The following is a 22,757-nucleotide window of genomic DNA, read 5'->3' on the forward strand; positions in this document are numbered from 1 at the left end:
GATGACCTGAGCCTCGTGAGGCTCCGGCGGGCGGGTTAGGTAGGGTCGGCCCATCATGATCGGGCGAAATGCGGAGATCGCCGTGCTCAGCCGGATGATCGCCGAGTCACGGGCTGGTCAGGGCAACGCCGTCGCGCTGTACGGCGTGGCGGGGATCGGCAAGTCGGCCCTGCTGGAGGAGGCCGCCGGCAGGGCCGGGGAGCACGCGCTCGTCCTGCGCGCCACCGGCGTCGAGGCCGAGGCCGAGCTGCCCTACGCCGCGCTGCATCTCCTGCTGCGCCCGGCACGGCACCTGATCGACCGGCTGCCCGACGGGCAGCGGGCGGCGCTGCGCGGCGCGTTCGGCGAGGGGCACGCGGGCGTTCCCGACCGGTTTCTCGTCGGGCTCGCGGTGCTGACCCTGCTCGCCGACCTCGCCGAGGAGCGCCCGCTGCTCTGCCTCGTCGACGACGCGCACTGGCTGGACCGGGCCTCCCTGGACGCGCTGACGTTCGCCGCGCGCCGCCTGGCGGCCGAGCGGATCACCATGATCTTCGCCGGCCGCGACGGGGCCGAGCCGGCGATCGGCGGCATCGCGGACCTGCGGATCTCCGGCCTGGCCAGGAGCGACTGCGAGCGGCTGCTCGCGGGGAGCGCCGGCGGGCTCACCCCCGAGGCCCGTGACCGGGTGATCGAGGAGGCCGAGGGCAATCCGCTGGCGCTGCTGCACTTCGCCGGGATCCTGACACCCGAGCAGCGGGCCGGGCACCTGGCTCCGCTTCCCCTGCTGCCGCCGGAGCCGTCCATGGCCGGGCGGCTGGAGCAGTCGCTGCGCGCCACGATCCGGCGGCTGCCCGAACGCGCCCGGCTGCTGCTCCTGGTCGCCGCCGCCGACGGGTCCGGCAGCCTGCGGCTCGTGCTGCGGGCCGCGCAGGCCTTCGGCGCGGGGCCGGAGGACCTGGAGCCGGCCGAGCACGCCGCGCTCATCGACGTCTCCGGCGACCGGCTGCGCTTCCGCCATCCGCTCGTCAAGGCCGCGGCCTACCACGAGGCGCCGCTCGCCCGGCGTACGGCGGCCCACCGGGCGCTGGCCGGCGTCCTCGTCGGGGAGGAGCACGCCGACCGGCGGGCCTGGCAGTTGTCGGCGGCCACGCTCGAACCCGACGAGCACACCTCGGCCGTCCTCGCGGCGGCCGGCGAGCGCGCGGCGGGGCGCGGCAGCAACGCCTCGGCCGCCACCGCGTACGAGCGGGCGGCGCAGCTCACCGTCGACCGGGAGCGGCGCGCCCGGTGGCTGGCCGCCGCCGCGGAGTCGGCGCTCGGCGCCGGGCAGCTTCCCCGCGCGGCGGCCGCCGCCGACCGGGGCCGCCGCCTGGCCGCGGATCCGCTGCTGCTGGCCCGGCTGGCCAGCGTGCGGGCCGCGGTCGAGGCCGAGCAGGGCGACCCCGCGCCGGCCGCGCACCTGCTGATCGCCGCCGCCGAGGGCATCGTACGGATCGCGCCCGCGCAGGCCGCGTCCCTGCTCGCCACGGCGGCGGGCGAGGCCTGGTTCGCGGGCGACCGCGGCGCGCTCCGGCGGATCGCCGATCTCCTGGAGTCGCTCGCCGCCGACGTGGAGGCGCGCCTGGGCGGCGTGATCGCGGCCGTGCGCGGCATGGAACGCGTCGCCGCCGGCGACCCGGCCACGGGGCTGCCCCTCCTGCGCGCCGCCCTTCCCCCGGGGGACACGACCCTCCTCACCGACCTGCCCAGGGGCACCGGCAGCGGAGACCCGCGCCTGCCCGCGGACAGCGGTGCGCGCCCGATGACGGCCGAGGGCCCGCCCGCAGCCGACACCCTCCCAGCTGCGCCAGGCGGTGAGCGTCCGGCGGCGGGTGACGCACGTCAGGCAGCGCCAAGCGGTGCGCCACCGGCGGCGGATGGGGCGCTTGTGGTGGTGAGCGGTGGCGGGAGCGATCGGGTCGCGGGGACCTATGCCGTGTTCGGCGCGCTCATGACCGGCGACGACGACGCCGCCTGCGAGCTGGCCGCCGCCCGGGTGGCCGCCTGCCGCGCCCACGGTCTCGTCGGCGCGTTGCCGCACGCCCTGCAACTGCTCACCCAGGCGCAGATCCTGAGCGGCCGGCACGCCGAGGCGGCCGCGTCGGGAGCGGAGGCCTGGCAGATCGCCCGCGACACCGGCCAGGAGGGACGGCTGCGCCACCTGCACGGCATCCTCGCCCGCCTGGCCGCCATCCGCGGCGAGGACGACGAATGCCGGCGTCTGGCCCACCAGGCCGAGGGCTCGGCCCGCGAACGCAACGGATCCGGCTGGGGCGGCTGCGCGCTGACCCTCCTCGACCTGGTACGAGCCCGCTACGACGCCGCTGCCGAGCGGATGGCGGGCATCCTCGACGGCCCCCTCGGCCACACGGTGATCGTCACCTTCGCCATCGCCGACTACGTCGAGGCCTGCGCCCGCCTCGACCAGCCCGCCCGGGCCGCCGCCGCCTTCGCCAGGTACGACGCGTGGGCCCAGGCCAGCGGCCGCCCCTGGGCGGCGGCCGTCGCCCACCGCTGCCGGGCGCTGCTCGCGCCGCGCCAGCGGGCCGAGGCCCACTTCGAGGCCGCCCTGGCTCCCCAGGCCGGCCGCCCCTTCGAGCAGGCCCGGACCCGCCTCCTCTACGGCGAATGGCTGCGGCGCGCCCGCCGCCGGGCCGACGCCGGAACGCAGCTTCGCGCCGCCTTGCACGGCTTCGTCGAGCTGGGCGCCGAGCCCTGGGCCGAGCGGGCCCGTACCGAACTGGCCGCGACCGGCGTCCACGCCGCCGAGCCGGGCCAGTCGGCCGCCGGTGCGGCGCTCGGCACGCTGACCTCCCAGGAGCTCCAGGTGGTCAGGCTGGCCGCCACGGGGGCGACGAACCGGCAGATCGGCGCGCAGCTCTTCCTCAGCCCGCGGACCGTGGGGTTCCACCTGTACAAGGCCTATCCCAAGCTGGGCGTCTCCTCGCGGGCCGAGCTGGCGGGCATCGACCTGGGGCCGCCCGGGTGAGCCGCCGATCCTGACCGCGCCTCGTACCGCACGGGCGCGTCATGGCGCGCTCACCTCGAACAGGCCGTGCGCGCCCGCCTCGGCCCGGCGCAGCGCGTGGTCCACCACGGGATACCGGCCCGCCTCGGGGAAGACCAGCTCGGCGAAGCCGCCCTGCGCCGGAGCCAGGTCGAGCACCTGCGCGCCTCCCGGATCGCCGGCCCGCAGCAGGTAGGCGCCCTCCTTGTAGATCGTGTCGAACGGCGCTCCGACAACGTGCAGCGCGGTGCCGGAGCTCGGGTCGGCGGCCACGGCCCAGATGCGCACCCGCTCCCCCGCCCTGGCCCGGAGCGGGGCGTGGTCGTAGCCGGCGGCGGCTCCGTTGAACATCCAGCCGTCAGGGGCGCCCTGCCGGATCTTGGCGACCTGTCCATCGGATCCGGGCTCGCCCAGGTCCAGGGGACCGGCCTGCGCCGCCCGCGTGCCGTGTCCGTCGTGCCCGCCGGCCGGGACGATGCGCATGGTCATGCCCGCCGCACGGTGGCCGGCCACGGTGCACCAGCCGTCCACGCTCTCGCCCAGCGGCGGCAGCGTCAGCGTGGCGCTCTGGCCGGAGGACAACATCGGGGTCCGCTCGCCGCTCGCCAGGCGCAGGTCGTGCCGCTGCGCGTCGGCGTTGGTCACGCGCAACGTCAGGACGGTGCCCGCCGGCGCCTCGATGACGGCGGGCCGGACGCGCATCCCCGACAACGTCACCTCGACCGTCCGCGAACCGGTCGCGGTCACCGCCGACGGCCCGGCGGGCACGCCGTTCGTCGCGACGACGACAGCGGCGGCGGTCAGCAGGCAACCGGCCACCACTCCGGCGACGGCCGGCAGCGGCTTCCGCGCCGCCGCTCCCCACGCCCGGCGCCGGCAGCGGCACCCCCAGGTTGAACGCCGCCAGACCGCCCCCGCCACCCGCGCTCCAGCAGCGCCGCGTTCTCCTTGAACCGGGCCGGGCCCCCGCCCAGCACCGCGGGCAGCAGATGCAGCAGCGAGCCCAGCAGCACCTGCGCGGCGAACCCGGCGACCACCAGCGGCAGCACCGGATCCGCCGCGGCGACCTCATCGGGCGGGCGGATGGCGACGATCACCAGGGCGGCGGCCAGCGCCACCTCGAACCAGCCGACCGCCGCCGCCAGCATCCACGAGGCCCCGGTGTGCGGGCGCCTGCGCCGCAGCGCGTCGGCGAGCGGCACGAGCGCCGCCGCCCCTCCGCCCGCGTACGCCGCCAGCCCGGCCAGAGCAGCCCACCGCGAGCCGGTCAGCAGCCCGCCGACGGCCACCGCGAGCCCGGGCGCGGCCAGCCACAGCCCCACGTGCGACGCCCGCCGCGTCCTGTCCGACATGCGCGTGCGCAGGACGGTCGGCCACAACGTGAACAGCGTGCCCAGCACGGTCAGCCCGACCCACCCCAGCAGGTTCACCTCGGCGTGCGCGGCGAGCAGCCGCTCGTGCGGCGCCCCCTGCCCGGCGGGCGCGGCCAGCAGCCCGCCCAGCACGCCTCCGGCGGCGAGAGCGACGGCGGCGGACACGTACCAGCCGATGACGTGCCCGAACCGGCCGGGCAGCGCCTGCCGCACCAGCCGCACCAGCACGGCGGCGTGCCCCAGCACCACCCCCACGACCAGCGCCGCCCCCGCCGCCGCCACCTGCCACGACGCCGCCGGAACGCCCGCCAGCACCGCGATCGTGCCCGCGTTGAGCAGCGCCAGCCGCGCCAGGCTGCCGCGCCGCGGCGGGGTGCGCACGCGCAGCAACGCCACCGTGAAGTGCTCGCTCCAGATCAGGATCGCGGTGCTGACCGCGCCGAGGAGGAGCACGTGGATCAGCAGCCAGCGCGGCGCCGGCAGCACCTCACCCGCCGGCACCGCCACCACGGTCAGGGCCAGCCAGCCGACCACGATCGCGTTCGCCCGCAGGTGCCAGGAGGCGCGCGGCCGGCCAGGCGGCGGCTCGCCGGGCCGCGGGCCCGCATCCAGGCGGATCTCGACCGCGCCCACTTCGATCGCCTCCCATCGTGGCCGGAGCGAGGCGGCAGCGCGCCCCGGCGAAGTCGCCGCTCCTCTGCCATCCCAGCGCACGGATCCGGTGGCGGCCCATGGACCAAGGTCCCGGCCTCCGGGGACCTACGGCCGCAGAAAGTCCCGGCGCGACGGCGGAACAGGCTCTCGCCCGGCCGCCAAGCGCCTGTACGCGGGCGCGCCCATCGGCCAGCATGGACAGCGGGTACACGCGAGGAGGCTCCGGTGGCGGACAGACTCTGCTACGCCGATGCCGTCAAACTCCTGGGCGGCGCCGACAGCGCGCTGGTCACCGCCCTGGACAGGCTGACCGGCGGCGTGCTGCTGGCGGCCACCGGCGGCGGCGCCGAGTTCGCCCTCAGCCTCTTCGACGCCAAGGGCGAGCTCGCCCGCCTCAGCGGCGAGCTGGTCGGGGGCCTGGCGGACCGGCTGCGCGGCCTCGGCCGTTACGACAGGACCGAACGCCTCACCGCCGCGCACAAGGTGATCGTGCTGACCGGCTACTTCGAGGCCGTCAGCGCGGTGGCGGCCCCCTTCGACGCCGGACCGCTGCTGACCAGGTCCGAGCAGGTCGGCCTGGCGACCGGCGCGCGACCGCGTTCGACCCGGCTCAGAGACCTCGTCGGCGTGCTCAACGACGGCGACGTCCCCGGGGAGCCGGTGCCCCCGGGCGCCGCGCCCATGCCGTCCGCCCTGCGGGCGTTCTACGGCTCGCTCACCGAGCGCCTCGTCGCCTTCCTGAACGAGGCGGGCGCCCACGACTCAGCGGACCGGATCGCCCGGGTGCTGGCCGACGAGGTGCCGCAAGCGGCGATGCGCCGCTACGAGCACCATCTGCGGGTCCTGGCGAGCGACTTCCCCGAGGTGGCGTTCTGGGCGAACCGGCTGGACCACCTCACCACGCACGACCGGCTGCTGCGGCTGCACGCCGGGATGGAAGGGCTCGGGCGCGTCCTGGAGGAGATCGCTTCGAGCGCCGCCCCCATGGGGGATCGGCGCGCGGCCCTGGCCAGGCGCTACCGCCGCGTCCTCGAACGGCCGATCGTGGCCACCGGGGACGTCCCCGAAGGGCTCACCATCCCCTCGCTGGCCACCGCGTACGTGAACCCGCGCTTCCGCGCCGCCGACGTCACCCACGCCTCCCGGTTCGACCAGGAGCAGTGGTGGTCGGACCACCCCGTGCGCGACGACCTCCAGGAGTTCCTCATCGGCCACCTGACCTCGATCGCCGCCACCCGTTCCCCGCTGATCGTGCTGGGCCAGCCGGGCTCGGGCAAGTCGGTGCTCACCCAGATCCTGGCGGCGCGGCTGCCCGCGGCCGACTTCCTGGCGGTACGGGTGGCGCTGCGCGACGTCCCCGCCGACACCGACCTGCAGTCGCAGATCGAACACGCGATCAGGGACTCGACCGGCGAGAGCGTGACCTGGCCCGCGCTGGCCGGGCAGGCGGGCGGCGCGCTGCCGGTCGTCCTGCTCGACGGGTTCGACGAGCTGCTGCAGGCCACCGGGATCGGGCAGACCGACTACCTGGAGCAGGTCGTACGGTTCCAGGAGCGCGAAGCCGACCAGGGGCGCCCGGTCGCCGTCCTGGTCACGAGCCGCATCGCCGTCGCCGACCGGGCGCGCGTCGCGGTCGGCGGCGCGACCGCCCTGCGGCTGGAGCCGTTCACCGGCGAGCAGGTCGAGCAGTGGCTGGCCGTCTGGGGCCGGCACAACGCGGCGCACCTGGCGGGCCGGGGCCTGCGCGCGCTGCCCGCCGAGGCGGCGCTGCGCCAGCCGGAGCTCGCCGTTCAGCCGCTGCTGCTGCTGATGCTCGCCCTGTACGACGCCGCCGACAACGCGCTGCAACGGCACACCCGGACGCTCGACCAGGCCGACCTGTACGAGCGCATCCTGCGCCGCTTCGCCGAGCGCGAGCTGCAGAAGACCCGGCCGGAGCTGGCGGGCGCGCCGCTGCGGGCCGAGATCGAGAACGAGCTGCTGCGGCTGTCGATCGCGGGGTTCGCGATGTTCAACCGGGGCCGCCAGTGGGTCACCGAGGAGGAGCTGTCGGCCGACCTGACCGCCCTGTCCATCGCGCCGGCCGCAGACCGCGCCGCCCGCGGCTTCCACGCCCCGCCGACCCCGGCGCAGCAGGTCATCGGCCGGTTCTTCTTCATCCACCAGGCTCAGGCGCTGCGCAAGGACGCCAGGCTCACCACGTGCGAGTTCCTGCACGCGACGTTCGGCGAGTTCCTCGTCGCCCGCCTGATCCTGCGGGAGCTCGTGGATCTGGCGGCGGCCGCGGCGGCGCGCAGCAGGCACGCGGTGGACGACGGCTTCGTGCGGACGTTGCTCTCCTTCCTTCCGCTGACCACCCGCGGCCAGATCATCACCTTCCTCCAGCAGCTCGCCGGGCAGGTGGAGGAGGAGCGGCGGCCGTTGTTACGCGAGCTGCTGCTCACCGCGTTCCACGGCTCGCTCCGGGCGAGCGGCAGCGCGGCCTACGCGTCGTACCGGCCCGAGCAGCTCGGGGATCCCGCCCGTCACGGCGCGTACGCGGCGAACCTGCTGCTGCTGATCGTCCTGATCGGGGGTCCGGTCCACGGCCGGGAGCTGTTCCCGCGGGCGCGGTTCCCGGCGGCGGAGTGGCGCCGGCACGCGCTGCTGTGGAGATCGCAGTTCACGGCGGAGGCGTGGGAGTACCTCGCCGCGTTCCTCTCGCTGGAGCGCACCTGGTACGCGGAGGATCGCGAGGTGAGGATCGGCGTACGCGGGGAGGAGCCGTGGAGCCCGCCGGAGCCGGACGTCTACTGGATGCATTTCGCCCATCCCGGTCATGAGTTCCGCCAGTCCCTCGGCTGGCAGCACACGCGCACGCACCACCTGTTCAGGGAGAGCCACTTCACCTGCGACTACGCCGAGGACCTCGCCTGGCACGCGCTCACCCCGCTGGTCACGGCCCTGGACTACGGCGACTCGGAGGATCTGGAGGACGGCGAGTCCCTGACCGCCATCGGCGTGGTGGACACCGAGCTGGCGCTGTCCACCACGAACGCCCTCACCCGCGTCTGGCTGGCCTCCAGCGATCCGACGGGTGAGAGCGATCTGCAGCGGGCCTACGAGGAATGCCTGACCGTGGTGGTCAACAGCCGTCCGGATGAGGATTCGCCGGCCAGGACCGCCTACCTGTCGCGGTTCCTGCGGCAGCTCGCCGCCGACCGGGACCGCCTGTCACCCGAGTTCCGCTCCCGCGTCAGGGAGCACCTCGACCGGTATCTCGTCCCGGCCCGGCCGCTGGTGCGCGGCTGGGCGCGGGAGGCCTTCGGCGATCTGTGACGCTTTGGGCCGGTGCGGGGGCTCAGCACTCGCCGTCCGCGAGCACCCAGTGGTCCGGGCCGGTCTGCCGCAGGCTGTGGACGACGTAGGTGTTCCACAGCCCCATCGGCTGGCCGGAGCCGTTGGCGTAGGTGTAGCCGCTCGACTGGTAGGCACGGCCGGCGGTGGTGTGGGTGTAGTTGCTGGCCCGCACGCAGGTTCCCGGCACCGTCGGGGTGGGGGTGGAGGTCGGGGTAGGAGTGGGCGTCGGGGTGGGCGGGGCGCCGCCGTCCAGGCCGAAGAAGCGGGCGTCGTGGTAGGCCGAGCAGATCGTGTCCAGGAAGTAGGCGGCCGTGGCGCCGCACTGGTCGGCGCCGCTGCCCGGGTCCACCGGCAGGCCGTGGCCCATCCCGGCGATCTCGTACAGCCGCACGTCGTCGTTGCCGTACACCGTCAGGGTGGTGCCGCCGGTGAGGGAGCGCGTGGCCGCCGGGGTCTGGGACACGCCGCGCACGTCGGTCCACTGGTCGCGCAGTTGCCTGCCGTTGGCGGGAACGACGGTGTAGTCGGACTGGCCCTGCCAGATCGCCACCCGCGGGTACGCGCCGGCGTGGCCGGGGTGGGCGCCGCGTACCAGGTCACCCCACTGCCGCGGGGTGCGGCTGGTGGGGCCGTACTGGCAGCTCGACGCCTGTACGAGGCTGGCGGCGCACCGGTAGGCCAGGCCGGCGCCGATCGACCCGGCCGCGAACACGTCCGGGTAGGCCGCCAGCATGACCGCCGCCATGGCCCCGCCCGCCGAGAGCCCGCTGACGTGGACGCGCGCGGGATCGGAGCCGTAGGCGGTCACGGCGTGGGCGACCATGTTGCGGATGGAGGCCGCCTCGCCCTGGCCCCGCGTGGTGTCGCCGGTCTGGAACCAGTTGAAGCAGCCGGAGGAGTTGTTCGCGCTGCCGGTCTGCGCCAGGACCAGGGCGAAGCCCCACTGGTCGGCGTACCTGCGCCAGCCGGAGGCGGCGAAGTAGCCGTCGGCGTTCTGGGTGCAGCCGTGCAGCAGGACGACCAGCGGACGGCCGCTGCCCAGCCCGTCGGGGCGGTAGGCGTACATGGTGAGGTTGCCGGGATTCGCGCCGAACGAGGTGACCTGGGTCAGTGACGCCGCCCGCGCCGGCTGCGCGGGCGGCGCCGCCGCCCAGGCGAGGACGGCCAGCAGGAGGAAGGTGAGGGTGCGGCTGAGGACAGTGGTGGCCATGGCGGACTCCTTGCTTCTGGCACGACTCCGCTGGGGGTGTTGCAGCGCACGCTAGATGCCGCGAGCCGCCCTGGACATGGTGACGAGCCACACTCTCAGCCGGGGACCCATGGCTTCAGCGGGCGAGGACCTGCCACACCGCGTCGTGCGCCCCTGCGACGATCAGGTCGGCGAGGGTGAGCGCAGCCCAGGCGCGGCCCGGCCCGCCGCCGGGCGTCATCGGCGAGCAGGCCGGCCAGGTGGCGGGGAGCCTCCCCGCCGCGTAAGAAATCGATCAGGGCGGCACCCCGCTGACAGGGACCGGCATCGACGCCGCCCAGATCAGAACGCATGGAAGGGCAAAGGTCGGGTAGTCGGCGCCCCATGTCCGTTTCGGAGGAATTTCAGGGCTCGGTACTGGCCGGCCGCTACCGGCTGCTGGTCGAGCTCGGCCGGGGCGGCATGGGCAGGGTCTGGCGCGGCCACGACGAGCTGCTCGACCGTCCGGTGGCCATCAAGGAGGTCACCCTGGACGAGCGGCCGCAGCCCGAGCGTGAGGCCTTGCTGGGCCGCACGATGAGCGAGGCGCGCCTGGCCGCGCGGCTGTCCCACCCGCACATCGCCGCCGTCTACGACGTGGTGGTGGACGACGGTCGCCCCTGGATCGTGCTCCAACTGGTACGCGCTCCGACCCTGGCCGACGTCCTGGCCGAACGAGGACCCCTGCCTCCCGCCGACGTGGCCAGGATCGGCCTCCAGGTGCTGGACGCGCTGCAGGCGGCGCACTCCGCCGGCATCGTGCACCGCGACGTCAAGCCCGCCAACATCCTCCTGGACACCGGCGGCCGGCACGCCGTGCTGACGGACTTCGGGCTGGCCACCGACCTGGAGCAGCCGGTCCAGGTCGGGCTCACCCAGACGGGCGTCGTGGTCGGCACCCCCGCCTACATCGCCCCGGAACGCGCCCACGGCGCGGCGGCGAGCCCGGAAGGCGACCTGTGGTCGCTGGGCGTCACGCTGTTCACCGCGGTCGAGGGCCACTGCCCGTTCGAGCAGGGCAGCGCCCTGGCCACCATCAGCGCCGTCCTCACCGCCGACCCGGCCCCGTTCGAGCACGCCGGCCCGCTGGCGCCCCTCCTCACCGGCCTGCTGGCCAAGGACCCCGCCCGCCGCACCGGCATCGCCGACGCCCGCCGCCATCTGCACCGCATCATCACCCTGCCCACCAGGCGACCGCCGGCCAGGGCCGGCACGCTCCCGCCCGCCGCGCATCCGCCACCCACCGGCGCCATGCGGCCACCGGCCGCACAACCACCCGCCACCGACCCCGCACTCCCGCCGGTAGCCGATCCCCCGCCCTCACCCACCGCACAGCAGCCGGCCGCCCGCCCAGCGCCTTTCCCGGTCACCGGCGACGTGCTCGCACCCGCCGGACAGCCGCCGGCCGCCGGCGTCGTGCTTCCGGTCAGCGGGCCGCCGCCGGTCACCGGCGCCGTGCTTCTGCCCGCGTCCGCGAGGTCCCTGGCGGCGCCGCTGTTCCCGGCCCCCTCTCCTTCGGAAGGCCACACGTCTGATCCCTCGTCCGAGCCCCCCGTCGAGGCCGAGCCGGTCGGCGGCCGGTCCGGGGGCAGGCTGGCGCGGCCCGCCGCAGCGGTGAGCGTTCTGATCGCCGGCGTGCTGACGGCCACGTCCTGGGCGGGCGGGCCCGCCGACGAGCGGCCTTCCGCCGACAGACCGGCCACGACGTCCATGCCCGCCCCGGTCCAGCCGACGTCGGTCGTGCAGGCCCAGCCCGTGGCCATCAAGCGCGACGCTCCGGCCACCCGGCCCCGGACCGAACGGCCCGCCCCCGCCGCCACGACGAACGCCCTGCCGCCCGGCCAGGCGAAGAAGGTCACCGGCAAGAGCCGCGACGCCAAGCACGTGCACAAGCTCCGCTCACCCGGCAAGGGCCACGGCAAGGGACGCAAGTGATCAGGTAGCCGCGCCTCCGTCGTACTTCGCACCCCGGGTGAGAAACGGTCACGCGCCTGTCTGTATCCCATCCTCCCAGGAAACTCCCAGTTACCTCTTATACGCTGCCCATCCCCTCACGTGCAATTATGTCGCAGTGGTTCCTGCCACTCGCCATTACGGGACAAGGGAGCACGGGGGTGAAAGGGCAAGAAGTCAGCGCATGGGAGTCGTACACAAAGGGTTCAGGCGAAGGGCACGGCTCCTGCGCGAGGCGCTTCGCCCACCGCGGCAACTCATCACCTCCGAGACGGCCGGCTCCGGCATCGCCGAGGGGCTCAAGGCACGGCGGCCTCCGAAACGCACGCAGATCGTCGACTACGCCTTCCCCACCGTGCCGCGCCTGGTGCGGTCCCCGTCTTCGTGATCGCCGCGGTGCGCTCCGGCTCGACGTTGCTGCGCATGCTGCTCAACAGCCATTCCCGGATCCGCGCGCCGCACGAGCTGCACCTGCGCACGATCGGGGTGGAGCTCAGCCCCGGCTACTCCGAGACGTCCATGGAGGAGCTCGGGCTGGACCGGGTGGAGCTGGAGCACGTCATGTGGGACCGCATCCTGCACCTGGAGCTGCTGCGCAGCGGCAAGGACCGCATCGTCGACAAGACGCCCGGCAACGTCTTCATCTGGAAGCGGCTGCACTACGTCTGGCCGGACGCCAGATTCGTCTTCCTGCTGCGCCATCCGGAGGGGGTGATCTCCTCGCTGCAGAACCGCAAGGACAACACCACCACCCGGGACGCCCTGGAGGCGACCGCGCTGAAGTACTTCAAGCCCCTGGAGGAGGCCCGCCGCGCCCTTGACGGCCTGACCCTCCGGTACGAGGACCTGACCGCCGACCCGGAGAAGGCCACCCGCGAGGTCTGCGCGTTCCTGGACGTGGAGTGGGAGCCGGGCATGCTCGAGTACGGCAGGCACTACCAGGGCCAGTTCGTGCCGAACCTGGGTGACCGCAGCGACACCATCAAGTCCGGCCGGATCCAGGCCGCCCGCACCTTCGACGGCGTCACCGGCCTGCCGCCCAGGCTCGCCAAGTACGCCACCGCCTGGGGCTACGCCTGAGCCCTTCCGGCCGGCGAGCCGGCGCCCTCTCAGCGCTCCTTGGCCGGCGGGCCGGCGTCGACGCTCAGCGCTCCTTGGCCAGCGAGCCCGCGTCGACACTCAGCCGCACGACGTCCCCCTCGGCCCCCGCCAGCTGATCGGCGGCCACGTACAGGTCGCGGGAGAACAGCCCCTTGGCGTCCACCTTGACGAAGCCGGCCCGCACCAGCCGCGCCGCCAGTGCGGGCGGCAGGTCGGGCTCGGCGTGGTGGAACACCGCGGCGAGGGCCGGCACCAGGCCGGGACGGTCCCCGGACTCCTGTCCCTCGGTGGTCGCGGCCTGCGGGTCGCCCATCCTGACGAACTCCACCTTCCCGAGCTCCTTGCCGTCCCGGTCGACGACCTTCATGCCGGCGCGCACCTGACCGATGACCGGCTCGTGGGAGGGATGCACGGCTACGCTCCTTTCCTTCCTGGTCTGGGCTTGCCCACCTACCCAGCCGGATCACGGAAAGTCCAGCGGTCCTCGCCGCGCCCGCGCTCGGGAGGGACCCCGGACACTCCCACGAAGTGGGTAGCATGTTCCACTTTGCTAGGATGGGGCCCATGACCTCCGCCGCCGAGCCCGACCCGCCCGCCGACCAGCAGCCCGGGCCGAGCCTGCGCGCCGACGCCGAACGCAACCGCGAGCGCATCCTGGCCGCCGCCCGCCGCCTGTACGCCCGTCACGGCCTCGGCGTGTCCATGGCCTGCGTCGCCCGGGAGGCGGGCGTCGGCAAGGCCACCCTGTCGCGCCGCTTCGCCACCCGCGAAGAGCTCATCAACGCCGTCTTCGCCGACCGCATGGACGCCTACGCCGCCGCCACCGCCCAGGCCCTGGCCGACCCCGACCCCTGGCACGGCTTCACCGGCTACGTCGAGGCCGTCTGCGCCATGCAGGCCGCCGACCGCGGCTTCGCCGACGTCCTGGCCATGACCTTCCCCGCCGCCAAGGCCCTGGAAGCGCGCCGCGCCGAGGCCTACCACGGCTTCCTCGAACTCATCGCCCGCGCCAAGGCGACCGGCCGGCTCCGCGCCGACTTCGCCGCCGAAGACCTCGTCATCCTGCTGATGGCCAACGCCGGCGTCATCGCCGCCACCGCCGACGCCGCCCCCGACACCTGGCGCCGCCTGGTCGGCCAGATGCTACGCGCCTGGGCCACCCCCGGCACCGACCTGCCCCCGCTGGAGCAGACCCCCGCGCCCACCGCGCTGTATCGCGCCATGGTCCGCCTCACCCGCCCGTCCCCCGGCACGGACGGTTGACACGATCCGGGTAGCCGGCGCTGTCAGGCCCTCCCGGTGAGCGCGCTCCGTACGCCACACCGATCCTGAGCAGGGCACATGGCCGCCCCGCGCCGCCCGACATGAGAACCGTTACGCGTGACACTGCATCTATAGCTATCTCATCTGCGCAAACCTTGGGAACCGTTACACAAATAGCCCCTTGACACCCTTCCATGTGACGCCTACGTTAACCGCATCGGGGAGCCGCTTAAAACGATTCAATAACCCTGGAGGGGTGTGTGAAGACCTCCCACCGCACGCTTGCCACGGCCCTGGCCGTGCTCGCGACGGCGGCCCTTACCTCCTGCGGATCCAGCTCGCAGACCAGCGCCGACGGCACCACGACCCTGACCTTCATGACCGGCAACGACCAGTCGACCGTGGACACCTCCAAGGCCCTGGCGAACGCCTTCATGAAGGCCAACCCCACCATCAAGATCGAGATGGAGCACCAGCCGGGCGGCAGCGAGGGCGACAACGTCGTCAAGACCCGGCTGTCCACCGGCGAGATGACGGATGTGTTCTGGTACAACTCGGGCTCGCTGCTCCAGGCGCTCAACCCGGCCCAGACCCTGGTCGACCTCACCGGCGACCCGGTGCTGGCCAACGTGCAGCCCGAGTACCTGCCCGTCGTGACCCAGGAGAGCAAGGTGTACGGCGTCCCCGCCACCACGCTCACCGGCGGCGGCATCCTCTACAACCGCAAGGTCTACGAGCAGCTCAAGCTGGAGGTGCCGAAGACCTGGGCCGACTTCATGGCCAACAACGACAAGATCAAGGCGGCCGGGATCGCCCCGGTGATCGGCACCTTCAAGGACACCTGGACCTCGCAGCTCTTCGTCCTCGCCGACTTCCACAACGTGCAGGCCGCAGTCCCGACCTTCGCCCAGGACTACACCGCGGGCAAGGCCAAGTACGCCACCACCCCGGCCGCGACGGGCGGCTTCCAGCACCTGGCCGACGTGCACGCCAAGGACCACCTGCAGAAGGGCTTCGGCTCCGCCACCCTCGACCAGGGCCTGAAGCTGCTGGTCGAGGGCAAGGGCGCGCACTATCCGATGCTCAGCGGCCTGCTGCCGCCGCTGCTGGCGACCTACCCGCAGACCGCCACCGACGTCGGCCTGTTCGGCATCCCGGGCGACGATCCGGCCAAGAACGGCGCCACCGTCTGGGAGCCCCCGGCCATCTACATCGCCAGGACCACCGAGAAGCTGGACGCGGCCAAGAAGTTCCTGGCCTTCGTCGCCTCACCCGCCGGCACCGAGGCGGTGACCGCGGCCGTGCAACCGTCGGGGCCGTACCGGATCAAGGGCTCCAAGCTGCCCGAGGACGCCCTCCAGGTCGCCAAGGACCTGCAAGGCTACATCGACCAGGGCGCCACCACGCCCGCGCTGGAGTTCCTGTCCCCCATCAAGGGCCCGTCGCTGGAGCAGATCACCGTCGCCGTCGGCTCCGGCCTGACCCCGGCAGCCGAGGGCGCCGCCCAGTACGACAAGGACGTGGAGAAGCAGGCCAAGCAGCTGGGGCTCGCAGGGTGGTGACGCAGCAGCACGCCGGGCCCCACGCGGGGCCCGGCGCGACGCCTGGGCATCGGCACGCCCGGCCGGCGGCCCGGCGCAGGTCGGCCTACCCCTACTGGCTCTACCTGCCGGCCGGGGTCGTCTATGTGGTGATCTTCCTGGTGCCGACGGCGATGGCGTTCTACTTCGCCCTCACCCGCTGGACGCTGTTCGACAGCGAGTTCGTCGGCCTGCAGAACTTCCGCGACTTCCTCGCCGAGCAGAACCTGCGCATCGGCTTCCAGAACACCATCGTCTACGCCGTCCTCACCAGCGGCCTGAAGGTCGTCCTCGGCCTCCTGCTCGGCGTCCTGCTCACCAGCAGACTCCGGCTGCGCGGCTTCCTGCGCTCGGTGGTCTTCTTCCCGGTCCTCGTCTCCACGGTGGCGGTCGGGATCACCTTCAGCGCGCTCCTGCGCCCGGACACCGGGCTGGTCGACAAGGTGCTCGCGCTGGCCGGCATTTCCGGGCCGGACTGGCTCGGCGACGCGAACACAGCCCTGCTGTCGGTCGCCCTGGTAGATGTCTGGAAGGGCGTCGGCCTGGCCACCGTCATCTACATCGCCGGCATCATGTCCATCCCGACCGAGTACTACCAGGCCGTCGCCGTCGACGGCGGCGGCGCCTGGCACCGCTTCCGCCACGTCACCCTGCCACTGTCGTGGCCCGCCACCTACTCCGTCATCATCCTGTCCTTCATCGGCGGCCTGCGCTCCTTCGACCTCATCTGGACGATGACCCGCGGCGGCCCCGGCTTCACCAGCGACACCATCGCCTCCATCATCTACAAGCAGTACCAGGCCGGCTTCTTCGGCCTGTCCACCGCCGGCAACGTGATCCTCTTCATCGTCGTCACCGCCATCGTCCTCCCGCTCAACTACTTCCTCGGCAAGAGGCAGGTCGCCGCATGAGAACGCTCAAGAAGCTCAGCGCCGAGACGATCACGCTGGTCCTGGCCACCGTGATCTTCCTGGTGCCGTTCTCGTTCATGCTGCTGACCGCCGTCAAGGACCGGGCGCAGTCGGCCGACCTCGACTTCGCCTGGCCGACGAGCTGGCCGATCGTGCAGAACCTCATCGCCGTCGTCGAGGCGCGTGACTACGTGCTGCTGCGCGCGTTCGTCAACTCCACGATCCTCACCGTCGCCTCGGTGGCGCTGATCGTCGTCTTCGCCGCGATGGCGGCGTTCGTCCTGCAACGCCGGGCCGGGAAGATCGGCTCGCTGGCCGGCTTCCTCGTGCTGTCCGGGCTGATCATCCCGCCCGCGATCGTGCCGACGATCTGGCTGCTGCAGGCGATCGGCCTGTTCAAGACCCTGCCCGGGCTGATCCTCGTCGAGGTCGCCTTCGGGCTGTCGTACGCGGTGCTGCTGTTCCGCGCGTTCATCGCGGCCGTCCCGCGCGAGCTCGACGAGGCCGCCCAGATCGACGGCTGCAGCGGCCTGCGGCTGTTCTTCCGCGTCATCTTCCCGCTGCTGCGGCCGGTCACCATCACCGTCATCCTCACCACCTCGGTGGCCGTCTTCAACGACTTCGTCAACCCGCTCTACTTCACCCCCGGCGACGACAACGCCACCGTCCAGGTCACCCTCTACAACTTCCAGAGCCAGTACAACACGCAGTGGAACCTGCTGTTCATGGACATCGTCCTGATCACCATCCCGCCGCTGCTGCTGTTCGTCTTCTTCAACCGCAAGATCGTCGCCGGCATGACCGCCGGCGCCATCAAGGGCTGAGGAGCTCATGATCCGATCCCACGACTTCGAGCACGACGGGCTGACCCTGCGCGCCACGCTGCACGTTCCGCCCGGCGCGGCGCGGCGGCCCACCGTGGTGTTCGTGCACGGGTTCTCCAACAACCGGATGGAGAACCGCTCGTTCGTCCTCATGGCCCGGTTGCTGGAGGAGGACGGCATCGCGTCCGTCCGGTTCGACCTGTCCGGGCACGGCGAGAGCGACGGCGACTTCTCCGGCGTCACCATCACCGGCGAGATCGCCGAGACCCGGGCCGTCGTGCGGGCCGTACGGGAGCTCGGCTTCGCCGATCCCGGCCGGATCGGCCTGATCGGGATGAGCATGGGCGGCGTCGTCGCCGGCATCGTGGCCGCCGAGGAGCCGGGCATCCGGGCCGCGTGCCTGTGGTCGCCGGCCGCCGTCGCCCCCTTCGAGGTGGGCTCCGGCTTCCTCAAGGGCCGCGACATCGGCGCCGAGCTCCGGGAGAAGGGCTATTTCGACGCCGACGGTCACCGGATGAGCCCGGCGCTGGCCGGCGACATCGCCGGACTCGACGTGTACGGCCGTTCCCGTCCGTACACCGGGCCGGTGCGCATCATCCACGGCGACCGCGACGACATCGCGCCGCTCTCCTACGCCCGCCGCTACCTCGACCACTACACCGGCAACGCGGAGCTGGTGGTCGTGGAGGGCGCCGACCACGGCTGGTCCAGCGTGCCCCACCGCGCCCGGCTGCACGAGTCCACCCTGGCGTTCTTCCGCGAGCGGCTGGAGACGCGCGGGGCTCGCCTCTGAAGCCACGTGCCCGGACTGATCGGTGCGCCGACGCGGCGTGGGCGACGATGGCGGCGGCGAACCGCCCGGGGCGCCTCAGGTCGGTAGCGGTCGGTCGACGGCGGTCACTCAGCGGCGGTCAACGACCGCGCGTGCCGGATCCTGACGCGGACGTCGCTGCCTGCCGGGGGAAGCTCGGTGGCCGGCACGTCGCCTGGGTGCAGGCAGGTCAGCCGCCCGGTGGGGGTGTCGACGTCGACGCGGGTGGCGATGCCGAGCGCGACGGTCCGGCGCAACGTCCCGGTCACCACCGGGACCTCACCGGCCCGGCCCTCCGACGGGTCGAGGACGAGCTCGGTGTGCTCGGGCCGCGCCGCGAGGGTGTGTGCCCGTCCGGTGAGAGCCGGCGGCAGGAGGTTGGTGAAGCCGAGCAACCGGGCCGTGTCGGGATCACTCGGATGGTCCAGCACCTCGGCGGTCGGGCCGTGCTGGCGGATCCGGCCGCCGATCAGCAGCGCGGTCTCTTCGGCCAGGGCAAGGGCCTCCTGCCTGTCGTGGGTGACCAGGATCGTCGCGGTGGGCTGCCCGTTCAGCGCGGCGCGCAGGTCGGCGAGCAGGTCGGCGCGGGTGGTGCTGTCCAGCCCGGTGAACGGCTCGTCGAGCAGCAGCACCCGGGGCCGGACGGCGAGCGCGCGGGTGATGCTGACCCGCTGGGCCTCGCCGATGGACAGGCTGCGGGCGTCCCGGCCGGCGAGGGGCGCGAGGCCCAGCGCCTCGATCCACGGCCATGCCCGGGCCCTGGCCTCGCGGCGGCTCACGCCCCGGAAACGCAGCCCGCTGATCACGTTGGCGGCCACCGTGCCGCGGCGCAGGATCGGCCGTTGCAGCACGGCCGCGATCGCCCCGCGCATCAGCGCCGGCGTGGCGGGACGGCCGTCGAGCAGGATCTGCCCGCTGACGCGGTGGCTGCTGAGCAGGCCCAGCGCGCGCAACAGGGTGGACTTGCCGGCGCCGTTGGGGCCGAGCACGGCCAGCGTGCGTCCCGAGGCGACGTGCAGCTCCGGCACGCTGAGCAGTTCCCTGCCGCCGGCGTGCACACGCAGGTCGCGGCAACCGATCCCGGCGTCAGGGCCGGTCACCGCAGCACTGTCCGTCCCGATCCCTCCGCCCGGGCCGGTCGCCACGGCTAGGCCCGTCTCAACCCTCGCACCCGAGCCGGTCACCGCGGCGCTGCCCGTCCCGACCCCCGCGCCCGGGCCGGGCACCGCGGCGCCGTCCGTCCCGATCCCCGCGCCCGGGCGGGTCATCGCGGCACGGTCCGTTGCTGCTGCATCAGCGTCAGCGACAGGTTCACGCCGAACGCGATCAGCAGCAGGATCAGGCCGAACGCGATGGCGAGCGAGAACTGGCCCCGGCTGGTGGCCAGGACCGCGGCGGTGGTCAGCACCCGGGTCTGCCCGGCCAGGTTGCCGCCCACCATCTGCGCGGCCCCCACCTCGCTCACCACCGCGCCGAACGCCGCCATCGCCGCGGCCAGCAGCGGCAGCCTGGCCTCGCTCAGCAGCGCCGCGAACGCGCGGGCCGCCGTCGCCCCCAGGGCCTGCATCTGCACCCGGAAGTCGGGATCGACCTGCTGCAGCGCGGCCGTGACCAGGGCGACCACGATCGGGGTGGCGATCGCGGCCTGAGCGACGACCATCGCGGCCGGCGTGTAGAGCAGCCCGAGCCCGCCCAGCGGCCCGCTGCGCCACAACAGCACGGTGACGAACAGGCCGACCACCACCGGCGGCATGCCCATCCCGGTGTTGGCCGCCGCCAGGACGATCCGCCGGCCGGGGAAGCGGGCCAGCGCCAGGGCCGCGCCCAGCGGCACCCCGACCAGCAGCGCGATCGCGGTCGCGGTCAACGACACCCGCATGGTCAGCAGCATGATCGACCAGCTGTCCTGATCCCCGGTGACCAGCAGGCCGATCGCGTCCGCCAGCCCGTCGAACAGCACGTCCATCACATGACTCCCCGGGCCGGGCTCACTGGCCCAGTGTCGCCTCGTCCACGCCCGCGTCCGGGGTGAACAGCGGCCGGCCGTACTTCGCCCGCCCGAACTCGCCGATGAGCCGCTGCGCGGGCGGCGCGACGATCCAGTCGGCGAACGCCTTCGCCCCGTCGGGCCGCACCCGTTCGCCCGCCTTCGTCGTCATCTCGATGACGTGGTAGACGTTGAGCAGCGCGGGGTCGCCCTCGCTCAGCACCTCCAGCTCCAGGCTGCCGTGCTGGGTGAGGAAGGTGGCCCGGTCCGACAACGTGTAGGCGGCCTTCTCGCCGGCGACCCGCAGCGTCTCGCCCATGCCCTGGCCGGTGGACTGGTACCACGATCCGCCCGGCTTCACCGCGGCCCCGGCCCACAGGGTCTTCTCCTTGGCGTGGGTCCCGGACTCGTCTCCGCGGGAGACGAACATCGCCCGCGCCGCCTCGATCTTCTTCATCGCGTCCGTGCTCTTCGTGCCGCGGATCCCGGCCGGATCGGCCGGCGGGCCGAGCAGCACGAAGTCGTTGTGCATCACCAGCCGCCGCGGGCCGGCACTGCCCTCGGCCACGAACTTCTCCTCCGCGGCGGGGGAATGCACCAGCAGCACGTCGGCCTCCCCGCGCCGGCCCAGCTCGATGGCCTGCCCGCTGCCGACCGCCAGGGTCTTGACCTGCCAGCCGCTGTCGCGGGTGAAGGCCGGCAACAGCTCGTCGAGCAGGCCGCTGTCCTGGGTGCTGGTCGTGGTGGCCAGAATCAGGGACTGGTCCGCCGGCGGGCTCGTCGCGGGGCCGCCGGAGGAGGGGGCGCTCGCGCACCCGGCCAGTAACACCGTCACGACCCACACGCAAACGATCAGAAGCCTGCTTCTCACCACTGTGGCCCTATCTGTGCTACTACAGAGCAAGGCAAGTGTAGGTATGACGAGGCCACGACGGCCAGAGCCGCCGTGATCTTTCCGATCGGCGGCCTCTCGCGGGTCGCGAGGTGGGAGTCGCGCGGGCCGAGCGGTGGCTCTGGCGGGTCGAGAGGTGGGGTCGCGCGGGCCGAGGGTGAGGTCCGGGGCGGGTCAGCTCGCCGCCGCGGAGGAGTCGTCGCCCCGCCATGGCCGCAGATAGGTGCTGAGGGGCAGGTCCAGGCGCAGCCGGAGCCGGCTCCGGCCGTCGGGGTGGTCGAGGGTGACCTCGTCGCACAGGCGGTGGATCAGCCACAGGCTGAGCTGCTCGGCGTCGGTCGGGGGCGAGGGCAGGCGCTCGACGGTGGCGAGGTGCTCGGGCCGCAACCGGCCGGCGTTGTCGCAGATCTCCACGGTGATGCTGGTGGGGGTGGTGTAAGCCGTCACGGTGCCGCCGCCCGCACCGTGGTCGAGGACGTTGGTGACGGCCTCGTTGACCGCGAGCACCAGGTGGTCCACCCGGGCTCCGGACAGTTTCGCGTGGCGGGCGTAGACCCGGATGAGGTCCCGGATGAGCGCCAGGTCGTAGGTGATGGGGCAGTGCAGGCGGATGGGCGCGTGCATGGCTACCTCACCCCTGGAACAGAGGGGACATGGCGTAAAGCGTACAAGTGAGGGCAGAGGGTGAGGTGACCGAGTAAGCGAACCGAGCCGGGCACACCCCTGGTGCCCCCGGGCAGATCAGCCGCGATCGACGCGGTGTGCTGGCCGGCGCCTGGCGAGAAAGGCTGATCGCCCGACATCTGCTGTCCTCCCTGCCCGATGTGCCGCCGCTGAGCGCTCGCGCGGCGCGCCGGGCGCTCCTGCTTCCGGCGATCTTCTCGCGGTGCCTTCGCCCGTTGTGTGCGCCCATGCCCTGCCGTGCGCGGGCATGGGGCGTGGCTCGGCTCTGCCCTGAGAGAGCCCCTCGTGGCGTGGAGTGCGATGACTGACCGAACCGACGACGCTGCTGACGTGCTGCCCATGGTGCACCCCTTCGGCCTGCGCGTGCGCGGCGACATCGACCGTGCCAGCCGGCCGGTGCTGGCCCGCTCGCTGGCCTGGGCGGTGCGCATCAGCAAGGCCGACATCCACCTTGATCTGTCCGAGCTTACCTTCATCGACGCGGCCGGCCTGCAGCTCGTCGTCCGGACGGCCGCCGGTCTGCGTCCGCCGCGCGCGCTGGTCCTGGTGAACGCGTCTGCGACCGTACGCGATCTGCTGACCCTGCTCAGCTGGCAGCTCGACCCGGAGCAGCGGTTGCGTCCCGAGGGGGGCGCGGCCGATCCGCAGGGGCCGGACCCGGCCCCCGCTCCACCCCGCTGACCTCGTGCTCACGCCGGCCCGCCGCCCGAGCCTGCCCAGGTCCTGGCCTCGGCCAGGCTGCGGTAGGGCGGGAACAAGTGGACCAGCTGGGTGATGGTCAGCAGCCGTGCCAGCGCGCCCTGCACGCCGATCAGCCGCAGCCCCCCGCCGCGCGCCTCGGCCTGGCGCTGGCTGGAGATGAGCGTCCACAAGCCGCCGGAATCGCAGAACGCCAGGCCTGTCACGTCCACCACGATCTTCGGGGTGTCCGCCCTCAGCAACCGGTCGAACGTCTGGGCCAGCGGTGGCTGGGTCGTGCGATCGAGCTCTCCGTCCAGCTGCACGACATGACAGTCCGGCAGGTGCCGGACGTCGATGAAGAGGTCCGTCATGGCGCCGGCCATCCCCAAGCTCGCGCCGCCCTGCCCACCCCCGCCGGCCGGGGCGGCGATATCCGCCAACATTTCCG

General features: G+C 73.4%; 19 protein-coding genes. 10 read left to right on the forward strand and 9 right to left on the reverse strand.

Translation table 11 applies throughout. The features are described from left to right. Window positions 1-55: 55 nt before the first annotated feature. A complete protein-coding gene (locus tag HD597_RS24420; protein ID WP_253745025.1) occupies window positions 56-3,010 on the forward strand; it encodes a helix-turn-helix transcriptional regulator in 2,955 nt (984 codons plus the stop codon). Between the two features lie 39 nt (window positions 3,011-3,049). Here HD597_RS24420 and HD597_RS24425 read toward each other — a convergent pair whose 3' ends face one another. Continuing rightward, window positions 3,050-3,847 (reverse strand): cupredoxin domain-containing protein, encoded by a 798-nt coding sequence (locus tag HD597_RS24425; protein ID WP_253745026.1) that lies wholly within the window; start codon window positions 3,845-3,847, stop codon window positions 3,050-3,052. Next, window positions 3,829-5,034: a hypothetical protein gene (locus HD597_RS24430; protein WP_253745027.1), complete on the reverse strand. Its 1,206-nt coding sequence runs from the start codon at window positions 5,032-5,034 to the stop codon at window positions 3,829-3,831. Before HD597_RS24430 ends, HD597_RS24425 begins: the two co-directional genes overlap by 19 nt. Window positions 5,035-5,280: 246 nt before the next feature. Between HD597_RS24430 and HD597_RS24435 the strand changes: the two genes are divergently transcribed. After that, window positions 5,281-8,373 carry an NACHT domain-containing protein gene (locus HD597_RS24435; protein WP_253745028.1) on the forward strand — a complete coding sequence of 1,031 codons (3,093 nt, stop codon included), beginning with the start codon at window positions 5,281-5,283 and terminating at the stop codon, window positions 8,371-8,373. A gap of 22 nt (window positions 8,374-8,395) precedes the next feature. Here the strand turns inward: HD597_RS24435 and HD597_RS24440 are convergent, their stop codons facing one another. Then, window positions 8,396-9,604: an extracellular catalytic domain type 1 short-chain-length polyhydroxyalkanoate depolymerase gene (locus HD597_RS24440; protein ID WP_253745029.1), complete on the reverse strand. Its 1,209-nt coding sequence runs from the start codon at window positions 9,602-9,604 to the stop codon at window positions 8,396-8,398. Between the two features lie 363 nt (window positions 9,605-9,967). On the opposite strand from HD597_RS24440, the gene HD597_RS24445 reads away from it, so the two are divergent. Both HD597_RS24445 and HD597_RS24450 read left to right on the forward strand, forming a co-directional pair. Further along, a complete protein-coding gene (locus tag HD597_RS24445; RefSeq protein ID WP_253745030.1) occupies window positions 9,968-11,557 on the forward strand; it encodes a serine/threonine-protein kinase in 1,590 nt (529 codons plus the stop codon). A gap of 402 nt (window positions 11,558-11,959) precedes the next feature. Beyond that, window positions 11,960-12,655, forward strand: a complete 696-nt coding sequence (locus HD597_RS24450) for a sulfotransferase family protein (RefSeq protein ID WP_253745031.1) — start codon at window positions 11,960-11,962, stop codon at window positions 12,653-12,655. Window positions 12,656-12,719: 64 nt separating this feature from the next. Here HD597_RS24450 and HD597_RS24455 read toward each other — a convergent pair whose 3' ends face one another. Then, complete coding sequence (locus HD597_RS24455; RefSeq protein ID WP_253745032.1) at window positions 12,720-13,088, reverse strand: hypothetical protein; 369 nt, start codon at window positions 13,086-13,088, stop codon at window positions 12,720-12,722. Between the two features lie 152 nt (window positions 13,089-13,240). Between HD597_RS24455 and HD597_RS24460 the strand changes: the two genes are divergently transcribed. The 5 genes from HD597_RS24460 to HD597_RS24480 all read left to right on the forward strand — a co-directional run bounded on the left by HD597_RS24460 (window position 13,241) and on the right by HD597_RS24480 (window position 18,047). Continuing rightward, complete coding sequence (locus HD597_RS24460; RefSeq protein WP_253745033.1) at window positions 13,241-13,939, forward strand: TetR/AcrR family transcriptional regulator; 699 nt, start codon at window positions 13,241-13,243, stop codon at window positions 13,937-13,939. Window positions 13,940-14,199: 260 nt separating this feature from the next. Beyond that, window positions 14,200-15,501: an ABC transporter substrate-binding protein gene (locus HD597_RS24465; RefSeq protein WP_253745034.1), complete on the forward strand. Its 1,302-nt coding sequence runs from the start codon at window positions 14,200-14,202 to the stop codon at window positions 15,499-15,501. Then, window positions 15,498-16,430, forward strand: a complete 933-nt coding sequence (locus tag HD597_RS24470) for a carbohydrate ABC transporter permease (protein ID WP_253745035.1) — start codon at window positions 15,498-15,500, stop codon at window positions 16,428-16,430. The genes HD597_RS24465 and HD597_RS24470 overlap by 4 nt, the downstream gene beginning before the upstream one ends. Further along, complete coding sequence (locus HD597_RS24475; RefSeq protein WP_253745036.1) at window positions 16,427-17,254, forward strand: carbohydrate ABC transporter permease; 828 nt, start codon at window positions 16,427-16,429, stop codon at window positions 17,252-17,254. The genes HD597_RS24470 and HD597_RS24475 overlap by 4 nt, the downstream gene beginning before the upstream one ends. A 7-nt stretch (window positions 17,255-17,261) precedes the next feature. Next, window positions 17,262-18,047, forward strand: coding sequence for an alpha/beta hydrolase family protein (locus HD597_RS24480; RefSeq protein WP_253745037.1), 786 nt, complete (start codon window positions 17,262-17,264; stop codon window positions 18,045-18,047). 104 nt (window positions 18,048-18,151) lie between these two features. Here the strand turns inward: HD597_RS24480 and HD597_RS24485 are convergent, their stop codons facing one another. The 4 genes from HD597_RS24485 to HD597_RS24500 form a co-directional block, all read right to left on the reverse strand. Further along, window positions 18,152-19,165, reverse strand: a complete 1,014-nt coding sequence (locus HD597_RS24485; RefSeq protein ID WP_253745038.1) for an ABC transporter ATP-binding protein — start codon at window positions 19,163-19,165, stop codon at window positions 18,152-18,154. A 164-nt stretch (window positions 19,166-19,329) separates the two neighbouring features. Beyond that, entirely contained in the window at window positions 19,330-20,031 is a 702-nt protein-coding gene (locus tag HD597_RS24490) for an ABC transporter permease (RefSeq protein WP_253745039.1), read from the reverse strand. 22 nt (window positions 20,032-20,053) lie between these two features. Beyond that, complete coding sequence (locus HD597_RS24495; protein WP_253745040.1) at window positions 20,054-20,887, reverse strand: ABC transporter substrate-binding protein; 834 nt, start codon at window positions 20,885-20,887, stop codon at window positions 20,054-20,056. 231 nt (window positions 20,888-21,118) lie between these two features. Further along, window positions 21,119-21,568 carry an ATP-binding protein gene (locus HD597_RS24500; protein ID WP_253745041.1) on the reverse strand — a complete coding sequence of 150 codons (450 nt, stop codon included), beginning with the start codon at window positions 21,566-21,568 and terminating at the stop codon, window positions 21,119-21,121. A 360-nt stretch (window positions 21,569-21,928) separates the two neighbouring features. Between HD597_RS24500 and HD597_RS24505 the strand changes: the two genes are divergently transcribed. Further along, window positions 21,929-22,309 carry an STAS domain-containing protein gene (locus HD597_RS24505; protein WP_253745042.1) on the forward strand — a complete coding sequence of 127 codons (381 nt, stop codon included), beginning with the start codon at window positions 21,929-21,931 and terminating at the stop codon, window positions 22,307-22,309. An 8-nt stretch (window positions 22,310-22,317) separates the two neighbouring features. Here the strand turns inward: HD597_RS24505 and HD597_RS24510 are convergent, their stop codons facing one another. Then, window positions 22,318-22,680, reverse strand: coding sequence for an STAS domain-containing protein (locus tag HD597_RS24510; RefSeq protein ID WP_253745043.1), 363 nt, complete (start codon window positions 22,678-22,680; stop codon window positions 22,318-22,320). Window positions 22,681-22,757 lie beyond the last annotated feature (77 nt).

This window comes from Nonomuraea thailandensis (genome assembly GCF_024172165.1).
Lineage (GTDB): Bacteria > Actinomycetota > Actinomycetes > Streptosporangiales > Streptosporangiaceae > Nonomuraea > Nonomuraea thailandensis.